The sequence below is a fragment of the Arcticibacter sp. MXS-1 genome (assembly GCF_041902385.1).
Lineage (GTDB): Bacteria > Bacteroidota > Bacteroidia > Sphingobacteriales > Sphingobacteriaceae > Arcticibacter.
In genome coordinates, this window is record NZ_CP169244.1 from 3,038,275 (window position 1) to 3,051,020 (window position 12,746).

The 12,746-nt window shown below is 49.7% G+C and carries 14 protein-coding genes; 12 read left to right on the plus strand and 2 right to left on the minus strand.

Going from position 1 to position 12,746, the window contains the following annotated elements; translation table 11 throughout:
- The first annotated feature begins 51 nt into the window (after nt 1–51).
- A complete protein-coding gene (locus ACES2C_RS13045; protein WP_374163533.1) occupies nt 52–909 on the plus strand; it encodes an ROK family protein in 858 nt (285 codons plus the stop codon).
- Between the two features lie 193 nt (nt 910–1,102).
- Nucleotides 1,103–1,966 carry an EamA/RhaT family transporter gene (locus ACES2C_RS13050; protein ID WP_374163534.1) on the plus strand — a complete coding sequence of 288 codons (864 nt, stop codon included), beginning with the start codon at nt 1,103–1,105 and terminating at the stop codon, nt 1,964–1,966.
- An 8-nt stretch (nt 1,967–1,974) separates the two neighbouring features.
- Here the strand turns inward: ACES2C_RS13050 and ACES2C_RS13055 are convergent, their stop codons facing one another.
- Nucleotides 1,975–2,610: an MgtC/SapB family protein gene (locus ACES2C_RS13055; RefSeq protein ID WP_374163535.1), complete on the minus strand. Its 636-nt coding sequence runs from the start codon at nt 2,608–2,610 to the stop codon at nt 1,975–1,977.
- A gap of 105 nt (nt 2,611–2,715) precedes the next feature.
- On the opposite strand from ACES2C_RS13055, the gene ACES2C_RS13060 reads away from it, so the two are divergent.
- From ACES2C_RS13060 to ACES2C_RS13075, 4 genes are all read left to right on the plus strand, one after another.
- Nucleotides 2,716–2,895, plus strand: coding sequence for a hypothetical protein (locus tag ACES2C_RS13060; protein WP_374163536.1), 180 nt, complete (start codon nt 2,716–2,718; stop codon nt 2,893–2,895).
- Between the two features lie 2 nt (nt 2,896–2,897).
- Nucleotides 2,898–3,125 carry a hypothetical protein gene (locus tag ACES2C_RS13065; RefSeq protein WP_374163537.1) on the plus strand — a complete coding sequence of 76 codons (228 nt, stop codon included), beginning with the start codon at nt 2,898–2,900 and terminating at the stop codon, nt 3,123–3,125.
- 269 nt (nt 3,126–3,394) lie between these two features.
- Nucleotides 3,395–4,699, plus strand: a complete 1,305-nt coding sequence (locus tag ACES2C_RS13070) for an NCS2 family permease (protein WP_374163538.1) — start codon at nt 3,395–3,397, stop codon at nt 4,697–4,699.
- 260 nt (nt 4,700–4,959) lie between these two features.
- On the plus strand, nt 4,960–5,925 hold the full coding sequence (locus tag ACES2C_RS13075) for a c-type cytochrome (RefSeq protein WP_374163539.1): 966 nt from the start codon (nt 4,960–4,962) through the stop codon (nt 5,923–5,925).
- Between the two features lie 27 nt (nt 5,926–5,952).
- Here ACES2C_RS13075 and ACES2C_RS13080 read toward each other — a convergent pair whose 3' ends face one another.
- Entirely contained in the window at nt 5,953–6,477 is a 525-nt protein-coding gene (locus ACES2C_RS13080) for a hypothetical protein (protein ID WP_374163540.1), read from the minus strand.
- Nucleotides 6,478–6,579: 102 nt separating this feature from the next.
- On the opposite strand from ACES2C_RS13080, the gene ACES2C_RS13085 reads away from it, so the two are divergent.
- From ACES2C_RS13085 to ACES2C_RS13110, 6 genes are all read left to right on the plus strand, one after another.
- Nucleotides 6,580–7,593 (plus strand): WD40/YVTN/BNR-like repeat-containing protein, encoded by a 1,014-nt coding sequence (locus ACES2C_RS13085; RefSeq protein ID WP_374163541.1) that lies wholly within the window; start codon nt 6,580–6,582, stop codon nt 7,591–7,593.
- Between the two features lie 311 nt (nt 7,594–7,904).
- Entirely contained in the window at nt 7,905–9,077 is a 1,173-nt protein-coding gene (locus ACES2C_RS13090; RefSeq protein WP_374163542.1) for a M14 family zinc carboxypeptidase, read from the plus strand.
- Between the two features lie 132 nt (nt 9,078–9,209).
- Nucleotides 9,210–10,040 (plus strand): alpha/beta fold hydrolase, encoded by an 831-nt coding sequence (locus ACES2C_RS13095; protein WP_374163543.1) that lies wholly within the window; start codon nt 9,210–9,212, stop codon nt 10,038–10,040.
- 101 nt (nt 10,041–10,141) lie between these two features.
- Complete coding sequence (locus ACES2C_RS13100; protein ID WP_374163544.1) at nt 10,142–10,426, plus strand: ArsR/SmtB family transcription factor; 285 nt, start codon at nt 10,142–10,144, stop codon at nt 10,424–10,426.
- Between the two features lie 16 nt (nt 10,427–10,442).
- Entirely contained in the window at nt 10,443–11,540 is a 1,098-nt protein-coding gene (locus ACES2C_RS13105) for an NADH:flavin oxidoreductase (RefSeq protein WP_374163545.1), read from the plus strand.
- 37 nt (nt 11,541–11,577) lie between these two features.
- The gene (locus ACES2C_RS13110; protein ID WP_374163546.1) at nt 11,578–12,624 is read left to right on the plus strand and encodes an NAD(P)-dependent alcohol dehydrogenase; all 1,047 of its coding nucleotides are present in this window, start codon (nt 11,578–11,580) and stop codon (nt 12,622–12,624) included.
- The last annotated feature ends 122 nt before the right edge of the window (nt 12,625–12,746 follow it).

The window sequence follows — 12,746 nt, forward strand, 5'->3', positions numbered from 1 at the left end:
ATTTGACTTAAATATGCACCTATAATTTAGTTACAATTTAAACCTCATTGAATGGATAAGTCTTATGTATTAGGGGTTGACATAGGCGGTTCGCACATTACATCAGCTCTTGTTGATATTAGTACAGGAGACCTGCTCGAAGGCACGCGGGTGAGGAAGGCTGTTGATTCGCACGCCGCGCCAGGAATCGTCATTTCCTTCTGGACAGAAGCCATTGCTCAGTCCTTTTCTAAAGCTGGCCTGCCGATCGGCAAGATCGGAATAGCCATGCCTGGCCCTCTCGACTACGAAGAGGGCATCTGCTGGATCAAAGACCAGGACAAGTATGAGCATCTGTACGGCTACAATATAAAAGATCTGCTTTCAGCAAGTTTGTCAATCCACAAGACGGATATCAGGATCATGAACGATGCCTGCTGCTTCTTGCAAGGCGAGGTGCTTGGCACCCTTGATAAGCGGTATAGCAGAGTGATGGGATTCACTCTTGGTACAGGCCTCGGCTCTGCTTTTTATCAGGAGGGAACTGTCGTAGATGCTGACCTGTGGAGAATGCCTTTTAAGGGATCGATTGCCGAAGAGCATCTTTCTACCCGGTGGTTCCTGAACCGATACTCCGCCCTGAAAGGGAGGGAGATTGAAAACGTGAAGGAGATGCTGCAGGATGAACTGGCGGAAATGCTTTATGCTGAATTTGGCGCTACGCTTGGCGTATTTCTTCAGGAGTGCTTAAAAACATATAACCCGCAGGCAGTGGTGCTGGGTGGAAATATTGCAAAATCACCTGAATTATATCTGAAGCACACTGAGGAGGTTCTGGAAAGTTCGGGCCAGCTTCTGCCGATCAGTATCGCCGGAAAGGGGAGGAGGCCGCTCTTATCGGCGCCGCGGGCATCTGGAAAAAGGATTTGATTGAATCCGGGCTGCTTCGCTCATAGCTGAGCAAAATACCATTTCATGCTGACTATATACACGCTTAGTCGTGCAGGTGACGGACCTCCCGTCACCTGTTTTGTTTAAAATCTTTTACCTTTGACCCTCGCTTTAGACCAGCTGCTCTTTTCTTTGGGAGGTGGCCGGGATAACATGAGGCGCTTTAATAAAAATGATCTTTGTACTTCTCAGCGTTTGTTGCAGCGTAATCGTCTCAGTTCTCTTAAAACTGCCGAGGCGCTATGAAATAAATGTGCCGCAGGCTGTTGTCTGGAATTACCCGGTAGCGGCGCTGCTCACGTATCTGATCTTCAATCCGCAGGTGCCAGCTCTTCATACACCCGGACTTCCGTTCTCGATTTATATTCTGTTGGCCATTTTGCTCCCCTCGCTCTTTGTTATCCTGGGCCTGTCTGTCAGGTACACCGGGATTGTCAGAACGGACCTGGCGCAACGGCTGTCTCTTTTTATTCCGCTGATCACCTCTTTTCTCTTATTCAGGGAACCCGTTTCTGCACTGAAGGCTGCCGGAATTGTATTAGGACTCGTGGCCATAGTCTGTTCTGTTCCATGGCAAAAGGGCCGCAAGAAGGCTGAAAGCAAGGCAGCGCTGTTTTATCCGCTTATTGTATTTGCGGGAATGGGCCTCATTGACGTCTTTTTTAAGCAGCTGGCGTTAAACAAGAGCGTCCCTTATACCGGCTCCATTTTTATCGTATTTGTACTGGCCTTTGCATTTTCAATCGTGGCACTTCTAACGGCTATTGTGACGGGCCGGCAACGGTTCAGCTTCGTCAATGTCATCGCTGGCCTGGTGCTCGGCATCTTTAACTTCGGCAACATCCTGTTTTACATGAAGGCCCACAAGGCTCTGCCTGACAATCCCTCGGTCGTATTCTCCGCGATGAACATTGGCGTCATAGGCCTCGGAGCGCTCGTGGGTATGGCCTTGTTTAAAGAACGCCTGTCACTGCTTAACAAGGTGGCGCTTGTGATTGCCGTAATAGCAATCGTTATGATTTCGTACAGCTCCTGACCCTGGCACTAATAGAAGTCTGAAATATGGGGCATCTCCATCATTTGCTGCTGCAGTCTGCTCAGGTTTTCTTTGGTTCCCGAGATAAGCATCACGGCACTTAGCCTATTGTCGCGTTTCGAAATCTGTATCACTTTACACCGCAATTTGTTCAGCCTCACCATATCTTCCAGGGCGGCAAGGTGAGAACAGTTGGCATCTGTAAAGTCGATATTAACGGTCTTGTTTTTCTGTAGCTTCTCGATCAGTGTTTCCACTTTCGTGACGAGCGACAGCACAACGAAGGTGATGATGGTGAAGATCAGGGCCATTCCATAATAGCCTACCCCTACAGTCATGCCGATAGCGGCCGTGGTCCAGATCACGGCGGCAGTGGTAAGCCCCAGCACAGACAGCTTATCTTTAAAGATCACCCCCGCGCCTATAAAGCCGATCCCGGTAATAATGTTTGCTGATACGCGGTCGTCACTTCCGTCCCCGTATCTCGAAACGATGGTGAAGAGCGTTGATCCCAGGCAAATCAGCACAATCGTTCTGAATCCGGTTGATTTATTCTTGAATTCCCTTTCAAAGCCAATGATCCCCCCGCAGATCACTGATATAGCGACGCTAACCAGATCCGCGTATTCAATCCTAAAGTCCATAGATAGTGTAATAAAGCAGTGCTTAATCCGAACGGTTTTGTTGCCGAAAGGTTTGAAAACAATAATAAAGCCTGAACAGTTGTAGGTAGAAAAACGTTTACAGATATGGAGACTGCTCAGAAGAACGAACATCAGGGCGAGATGCCGTCCGCAGAAGCTCCGCTTGCAGAGAAAGACGAGGTAAAGCAAGCCGAAGAGAGAACGCGACAGGCGCAGAACGAAGCCTCAGTAGCGTCGGAAATGAAAATCAGAACGGAAGACAATCCTGAAAAAGAAACGGAGTAGTAATGAACGAAAAGACCATCGTCCTGACCGGCCGGGCGCACACCGAGCTGAAGAACAAACTGGAGCAGGGCTTGCCCGCAGAGGCAAGTATAGGAACAGAAGATAATCCGAAACAGGTACAGGTAAAGGAAGCCTACCTTGATTCTGATCCCGATTTTGCCGTTGACGAAGCAAAGTATCCCGGGGTGGGAGAGGATACCGAGGTACAGGTCAGAATTAAATATGAATAGGTTCAGGCTCCCAGAATATTCTCTGATTCGTTTCTGACTCACTTCAAGATCGTTGTGAGTGAGGGGTGAGTCCGGGTTGAGTGCGGGTTCACTGCGGTTAAATAGCCATTATTCCGCACTCAACCCGCACGGAATCTGTATGCACCCTCCAGTGGCAGCGAAGGTGATTCCTTTCTTTTTATAAACTGATAGGAACCTGAGACATCCCTGATACTTTTGTATTCTGAATGTAAAAACTTGCTGTACCTTTGCATTCTGTATTTTTTAAAATGGATTCGTACTTCGGGATTAGGAAAAATGGCAGCTCGTTATTAACAGAGGTCATTGCAGGGGTTTCATCATTTCTTGCCACATCATATATCATTGTTGTAAACCCATCGGTTCTTAGCCAGACGGGGATGCCTTTCACTGGTGTCCTGACGGCTACCGTGATCGTTTCGTTTTTCAGCAGTCTAATGATGGGATTCTATGCCAGGAACCCGATCCTGGTAGCGCCGGGCATGGGATTAAATGCCTTCTTTACCTTTTCGGTGGTGCTGGGAATGAAGGTCTCCTGGCAGATCGCCTTAGGAGCGGTGTTCTGGTCGGGTATCGTGTTCTTCCTGCTTTCAATCTTCAACATCCGGACTTACATCGTCCGCGCAATTCCGCGACCGCTCAGATATGCGGTGTCTGCAGGCATCGGGCTCTTTATTACGCTGATCGGTCTTTCCAATGCGCGGTTCATCGTATCAAATCCGGCTACCCTGGTATCCATGGGCTCCATCACTCCGGCTCTTCTGACCTTTATCGCAGGGCTTCTGGTCACTGCCATTCTCGTTATTAAGAACGTGAAGGGCGGGATCCTGATCGGAATATTGTTTACCACTCTTGCTGCCTACCCGATCGGACGCTGGTGGGGAGCAGATAGTTCAACGTTGATCGCCTGGAAAGGACTTTTTGCTGCTCCGGATTTCAGTCTCCTTTTTCAACTTGATCTTGTCAATTCTCTAACCTGGGCCGTTGTGCCTGTGATCTTTGCGTTTGTTTTTACCGATATGTTCGACAGCTTGTCGACGTTCGTGGGTATCGCTGAAGCCGCCAATCTTCTCGACGATCAGCGTGAGCCCCTGAATATTAAACGTTCGCTTCTGACCGATGCATTTTCGACCACCCTGGCAGGCCTCGTTGGCTCCAGTCCTGGTACTGCCTATATCGAATCGGCGGTAGGCGTGGAAGCTGGAGGACGTACCGGTTTTACGGCCGTTGTTGCTGCTCTGCTGTTCCTGCCCTTCCTTTTTCTGGCACCTCTTCTGTCAATAGTTCCATCCATAGCAACTGCACCTGCTGTCGTCCTCGTGGGCGTGTTCATGATCAGACCTGTGGTAAAGATCGACTGGATGAAGCTCGATGATGCCATTCCCTGCTTTATTGCGATGGTTCTCATTCCGTTCACCTATTCCATTACTCATGGTATTACCTGGGGCTTCCTCAGCTGGACAGTGCTTAAGTTTGCCAGCGGAAAGGGAAAAGATGTAAGTCCGGCTCTTCTGGTGATCGACGTCTTTATTATTATTTCACTTCTGATAGGATAGGGTTCCCTGAGCTTTTCTTCCGAAGGTGTGTCCGTTCTTTAGGGGCCGGGAAGAACGATTAGCGCCCTCTCTCCTGCTTTTTGAGGTGCAGCTCCTCAATCTTTTTTCATACGAAGCAAATTGATGTAACATTTGTGTCACAAGTGGAGTCTGGGTAAATGTAAATTCACCCTAAGAAGCTGTTTGTTATTGTGTTACCAGGCTGGGTGGATCTGGCACTGAAATAATTTATCTAACAAATCACAATTAACAACAGTCTTATGAAGAAATTCTGGAAAATCACTTTAGTCGTTATCGGCTGCCTCCTGTTCTTTACCGCCCTAGGTCTTAGCTACATCAAATTTGCCTTGCCGAACGTGGGAGAAGCGCCTGATATTAAAGTTGAAATCACGCCCAAAAGGGTAAAAAGAGGAGAGTACCTCGCTAATCATGTAACCTCCTGCATTGATTGCCATTCTACCCGCGACTGGTCGAAATTTGCAGGCCCGCTGGAGGCGGGCACAGAGGGTTCAGGAGGGGAGCGTTTTGATAAAGGTGTCGGTTTTCCGGGAGAAGTTTACGTTCCTAACATTACCCCCTACCACCTGAAGGACTGGACAGACGGGGAGCTTTACCGCGCCATTACGGCGGGAGTCAAAAAGGACGGATCTGCTATTTTTCCGATCATGCCTTACAAATACTATGGCAAGATGGATAAGGAGGATATTTACAGCATCATTGCTTATATACGCACTTTGCCTGTCAGAGAAACAAATGTGCCAGACCGCAAACTCGATTTCCCGCTTAACTTTCTCGTAAATACGATGCCGCTTCAGGGCACTCCCGACGTGCTCCCGTCTGCCGGCAAAAAGGTGGAGTATGGTGCCTACCTGGTCCGCTCGGCTGCTTGCATAGATTGTCATACCAGACAGGATAAGGGAAATCTCGTCCCCGGAATGGAGTTCGCCGGCGGATCTCCTTACAAGGTCCCTTCAGGTACCGTTTTTAGTGCCAATATCACACCTGATAAGGAGTCGGGCATCGGAAAATGGACAAAAGAACAGTTTATTGCGAGATTTAAATCGTATGGAAATCCGGCAGGAATTAAGAATGTAGGCGATCGGGATATGCAGACCATTATGCCATGGACCATGTACGCGGGCATGAAAGACAGCGACCTTGAGGCCATTTATGCGTACTTGCAGACAGTGAAGCCTATTTCCAACCGGGTGGGCAGATTTGAATAGCTGCTTGCCTTAGCTCAAACGGTCGCCTTATTTATCGAGCTGCCATTTTTCGCCAACAAATGAAAAATGGGCTTCCTTCTTGTGCTCCTGTGTGTTCACTTTAATAGGTGAAAGAACAGAAAATGGGGTTATGTTACGATACGTTGTTACATAATTTGCAATGGCTTTCCGGTTATCATCTGTAGTTGTGACGGAGGTGACCGAAAGCAAAACCTCGTCTGCTATTTTCACCCGCTGTATCCCCGCCTGCTGGTCCTGATCTGAAGGAGGAATAAGATACGGAGCGGCCTTTTTTGTAAAAATGATCTGGGCTTGTCCCATTTCGCCTAACGACATGGCTTCGTGGATCTCAATCAGTCCGGCCTTCTCCAGTCTGGTATTTGTGAGGCTGCTTACGAGATTGGGATCCGCGGGGTTGATGTCTGCTGTCAAAGTCTGGGGATATCGTTTGCTCTCGCGTAACAGTTGAAGGGCCTGCGCATTATCGAGCTTGTTTTGCTTACAGGATATTGCAAGGAAGACCGGAATCAGAAGTAAGATCGCTCTTTTCATGGTACAGCAATGTAAAAAACAAACGTACAAAATTGTTTATACTTGTGACAGGGCGCTCAGCAGATTCTGCAGATCCCGCAGATTTGAACTCTGACAGTTTTTATGAAAACGTATTTTTTTCTTTGGTTGTTTTTCTTGCCCATCATCTTGTTCAGTCAAACGCTGCAAAAGCTGCACAGCCAGGGTGAAGCGAGTATAAGAGGAATGAGTGTGGCCGATGCCTCCGTTGTGTGGCTCAGCGGAAGTAAGGGATGGTTTGCCAGGAGTACAGACGGTGGCAGGACCTGGGACTGGAAGCAAGTGGCAAATTATGCAGAACTCGACTTCAGGGGCATTGCAGCTTTCTCTGAAAAGAAAGCCGTCATTATGAATTCGGGTAGTCCTGCAGTCATTCTATTTACCGAAGACGGCGGTCAAAGCTGGACGGAAGTGTACCGGAACGAAGCAAAAGAAATATTTCTTGATGGCATCAGCTTTTTTAATGCTCAGGAAGGCCTGGTGTATGGTGATCCTGTTAATGGGCAGATGCAGCTCCTCAAAACAAGGGACGGCGGAAGGACATGGATGAATATATCTGCCCGGTCCGGAATACATCTGCAAGAGGGAGAAGCGAGCTTTGCAGCGAGCAACACGGGTATCTGCACCCTGCCCGACGGGCATGTGTGGATCGTAACAGGAGGTGTCCGTTCGCGGGTGTTCTGCTCGGCAGATAAAGGCCGGCACTGGTCGGTTTATGACGCTCCCATCCTGCAGGGAATGGATAGTCGCGGTCCGTTTTCTATCGATTTCTACAATGCGGGTGAAGGGATCATGGTTGGCGGCGATTACAAAACCGACACTTTGCGGGACAGAAATGCCTTTCTCACCACAGACGGGGGAAAGACATGGCACCGGCCTGATGTTAACCCTTTTGGCTTTCGCTCCTGCGTAACCTACGTAGCTAAAGAACTGCTGCTCTCCACCGGAACTTCCGGAACTGACATTTCTAAAGATGGAGGGAAAACGTGGACCCGTATCTCAGATGAAGGATACCATGTGGCTTCTGTTTTAAAGAAGGGAAAAGAGGTTCTGCTGGCCGGCGCGAAGGGGCGTATTGCCCTGGTGTGCTTTGACTAGGAGGTGCGCAGTACCTTGCATCGCCCATAACGACAAGCCGGTATGTCTTTAGATTGCCTGAAAAAGGACCGGCTTAGAGTGGTCTGTTCTTTTTCAGCACGGCTCCTCTTTGTTGCAATTGAACACGCTTTTGCATATCGCGCGTGTTAATTGTTGTGCGTATATTCGTTTATATCAAACCATTTTTATATGAAGTACAACTTGCCTGGAAATACCGGGCTGAAGGTTTCGGAACTCTGCCTGGGGACAATGACATTGGGAGGAAAAGGGATGTGGTGCTAGAAGGCCGTTAATCACTACTTTTGCCGACTATGGATCATAACTGGCACTCTTACCGCGACCCTAACTTTCATGATCGTTTCTTCAGGCACGATACAGTGCGCAGAAGAATATCAGAGCTCCGCCATGAAGGCTCAGTAAATGTGAGAGAGATCGCCCTTTCAGCGGAGGGGCGCCAAATCTATTGTCTCAGTACAGGCAGCGGGCCTGTTAGAGTCCTGGTATGGAGCCAGATGCACGGAGACGAGCCTACCGGCACGATGGCCATCTTCGACTTGTTACGATTTCTCACAAGTACGGAGCGTCGCGACACCGAGAGGGAGCTGCTTCTCAAGCAGTGTACATTTTACTTTGTTCCGATGCTCAACCCGGATGGCGCCGAGCGTTATCAGAGGCGAAATGCCCAAGGCATTGATCTAAACCGCGACTTTCTGGCCCGGCAAACTCCTGAGGTGAGTGCGCTGCTCGCGTTGCATGCAGAACTGCAGCCCCATTTTGGCTTCAACCTTCACGATCAGGATACCTTATGGTCAGTCACCGGAACAAAGATGCCAGCCAGCATTTCTCTTCTCGCTCCTCCTGTCGACGCCCAGCTGTCTGTTCCTCCAAACCGGCTCCTGGCAATCGCGATAGTTGCGGGGCTGTATGATATGCTTCAAAAGCTGATCCCCGGTCAGATAGGCCGTTGGAGTGATGAATATGAGCCGCGTGCGGTTGGCGAAACCTTTCAGCAGCTCGGAACCGCCACGGTCTTGATTGAGGCAGGAGGATATGCCGGCGATCCCGAAAAGCAGGAGGTTCGGAAACTGAATTATCTGGCCCTTCTGCATGCATTTCATCTCATTGCCACTGATCTGCCAGGCGGCGATCTGACCAGCCAATATCTTTCTATCCCGCTGAACAACAAGCACCTCTTTCATTTGTTAGTAAGGGGATGCTGCATTGAAACTTCGGCGGGGATGATATGCGCCGACGTGGGCTTAAACCATACAGAAGTTGTTGACGAGCTCGGAAGACGTGTGAAGGTCTATCAGGTAGAAGACCTTGGCGACCTTTCCACGTGGAATGCCTATGAGATTATTGATGCAGAAGGCGGAGTCCCCGGGGGACAGCTGAGACCCGGGGATTTGGCCAACTTTTCAGTTGAAACTGGCAAGGGAGGTGTGCTTTCTTTTGAGAATGGTCACCGCAAGATGTCCGTCTGATCCGCTACCCGCCTTTGTACAGTAAAAAGCACTGATGGGCTGCGGTCTCAAACGTGGATGAATTTGCTTCGATGATCTTTGCGGCCTTTAAAGAACCAGTACACGTTCACAAAAAAGGTACAATACTACACTATGAAAAACTTATATGACCGGGAGTATCTGTGCCGCGTGAATGGCGTGGAGCTTCATGTGGTAGAGGCCGGCCCTGAGGGTGGCACTCCCTTGCTCTTTCTACACGGATTTCCCGAGTTCTGGTACGGCTGGAAGAATCAGATCCGCTTCTTTGCCTCCAGAGGCTTCCGCGTAATTGTTCCTGATCAGCGAGGCTACAATCTAAGCAGCAAACCCGTAGGGGTGGAGTTTTATAAGCTGGGCACCCTCGTAAAAGATATACAGGAGCTCCTTACGTATCTTGGACTTCGAGATGTTTTTCTTGCAGGGCACGACTGGGGCGGCATTGTAACCTGGCAACTGGCTGTTCAGCACCCTGAGCTGTTCAAGAAGGTCATCGTGCTGAACGTACCTCACCCGGCCGCTCTGAAATCGGGATTCTCCTTTATACAAGTACTCAAGAGCTGGTATATCTATTTCTTTCAGCTGCCTTTTTTGCCTGAATGGATGCTCAAAAGGAAGCGGTTTCAGAAGCTTGTCGCCATGATGGGTTCTACTGCCCGCGGGGGAACCTTTAAAGAATACGACATGGAACTATACCGGCAGGCCTGGAAAGGAAGCTTAAAATCGATGATCAACTGGTATCGCGCGATGAAATACAGCAGAGAGTTCAGAGACCATATCACACGTCCAGGAATTGTGCACCTGCCACTGCTTTTTATCTGGGGGAGGCAAGACGCCACGCTCTCCTTTAAACTCGCAAAGGCAAGTCTGCAATATTGCAAAGACGTTAAATTTCTTTTTTCTCAGATGCCACTCACTGGGTGCAGCATGAGAAAAGTGAGGAGGTGAATGACGCTATATTCAACTTCATCAGCGCTTAGTATCATCATGGTTTTGTCAACAATAATAGGGGAATAGGAATATCGGGAAAAGTCGATATATCTTTGCATATGGATCAGCTGGAAGTATTTAAAGCGCTTTCGAACAAGACACGGCTGCAAATCCTGCAGTGGCTGAAGGAACCGGAGAAGCATTTTGAAGTTCAGGCGGCTGGAGTCTGCGTCGGACTCATTCAAAAGAAGGCCGGTCTGACACAGTCGACCATATCCGAATACCTCAGCATCCTTCAGCGCGCCGGCCTGGTAGAAGCAACCCGGGTAGGGCAGTGGACCTACTACAAAAGGAATGAGGATGCCTTCAGGAAGCTCGGCGAGCTGATCAGCAATACCTTATAGAGCAAATAATAAAATCATGAAAGCAGATAGTCTTTTCAGTCCTTTTCAGTTTAAATCTTTAAACCTGAAAAATCGCATTGTAATGGCGCCAATGACGCGCTCATTTTCACCAAACGGGATTCCTACTGATGAGGTAGCGGAGTACTACAAGAAGCGGGCAGCGGGCGAAGCCGGCCTTATCCTTTCAGAGGGAACGGTTATCGAGAGGCCAGCTTCATCCAACGATCCTAACGTGCCCCATTTTTATGGACAAGCGCTTGAAGGATGGCAGAAGGTGATTGACGGAGTTCATGCAGCAGGAGGCAGCATGGGCCCGCAGATCTGGCACATGGGCGTGATGGAGAACCACTATTCGGGCTGGGTGCCGGCCGCCCCGTTTGAGGGGCCCTCGGGCTTAAATAATCCCGGTCTGAAGAACGGGAACGCGATGACCGAGGCCGACATTGCCGATACGATAGCGGCCTTTGGCAGAGCGGCAGCGGATGCCAAGCGACTTGGATTCGACTGTGTGGAGCTGCATGGCGCGCATGGATACCTGATAGATCAGTTTTTCTGGGAAGGTACCAACCTGCGCGACGATCAGTGGGGAGGCGCTACGCTGCCTGAACGAAGCCGCTTTGCCGTAGAGGTCATCAAGGAGGTGAGAAGGCAGGCGGGCGACGACCTGGCTCTCATAATTCGCCTGTCGCAATGGAAGCCCAGCGCTTATACCAACAAGCTGGCTGCCACTCCTCAGGAAATGGAGGCATGGCTTGCTCCCCTTGTGGAAGCGGGTGTTGATATCCTGCATTGTTCGCAGAGACGCTTCTGGGAGCCTGAGTTCGAAGGTTCTGATCTTAATTTTGCCGGATGGGCCAGGAAGATCACTGGTAAGCCTACCATTACAGTCGGCTCAGTAGGGCTGAGCGGTGAGTTTCTGGCAGCCTTCAGTGGAGAAAGCTCAGAGCCTAGCTCGCTTGACGAGTTGTTGCGCCGCTTTGATCGTGGCGACTTTGACCTGGTAGCCGTAGGTCGTCCCTTGCTCGCCGACCCTGAATGGGCGCGAAAGATACGTGAAAATCGGACGGCCGAATTGAAAGGCTTCACTAAGGAGGCATTAGCTGAACTTGTTTAAAGTTCCTTAAAACAGCATCACCTTAAAACGAAATAGTATGACATCAGTTAAAGCCTATGCGGCACATGAGGCAGATCAGCCGCTCGTTCCCTATCAGCTCGAAAGAAGAGAGCCGGCCGCCGGAGACGTTGAAATTAAGATCCTGTATTGCGGGGTTTGCCACTCCGACATTCATACCGCCCGTAACGAGTGGGGAGGCACCATGTACCCCGTTGTTCCGGGACATGAGATCGTAGGCAGAGTGACCCGCACCGGAGAGGGCGTCACCCGCTTTAAAGAAGGCGACCTGGTAGGCGTCGGCTGCTTTGTCGACTCTTGTCGCGAGTGCAGCTCCTGTCGTGAAGGCAATGAGCAATACTGCGAGAACGGACATTCTCAGACCTACAATTCCTTCCTGCAGGACAAGAAGACGATTACCTATGGCGGCTATTCGAGTCACATTGTGGTAACGCAGGATTTCGTATTAAGAGTTCCTGAAAGTCTTCCTGCTGAAAAGGTAGCACCTCTTTTATGTGCTGGTATCACTACTTATTCTCCTTTGCGGCACTGGGGCGTGAAGGCTGGCCATAAAGTTGCCGTAGTGGGACTGGGCGGCCTGGGCCATATGGCTGTTAAGCTTGCAGCTTCCATGGGCGCTGAGGTGACTATGCTGAGTCGCTCACCCGAGAAAGAGCAGGATGCACAGGAGCTGGGCGCGCACCACTTTGCACTCACTACCAATCAGGAAACTGTAGCCTCTCTGGCTAATTCCTTTGATTTCATTATTGATACGGTTTCTGCAGCGCATGACTACAACTCCTATCTGGCCATGCTTCGCACAAATGGTGTAATGGTGCTTCTTGGCGTTCCCCCAAAACCATCTGACGTTCATGCGGTAAACCTGATCTTTGGCCGGCGCAGTTTGGTTGGCTCTCTGGTAGGCGGTATAAAGGAGACTCAGGAAATGCTCGATTATTGCGCAGAGCATCAGATTACCTCTGATGTGGAAGTGATCCCAATGAGCAAGATCAACGAAGCGTATGAGCGTACAATTGCAGGTGATGTGCACTACCGGTTTGTGATCGATATGTCGACGCTGAACTAGTAAGCCGAGCAGTCAAAGGATTAGCGGCTGGTGTTAAGTTGGCCGCCGATCGAAAAGTTAGTAATTGAAGAGGAGGCCGTATCACACCTGATTTCGGCCTCTTTTTTTTGATAGATCATTAA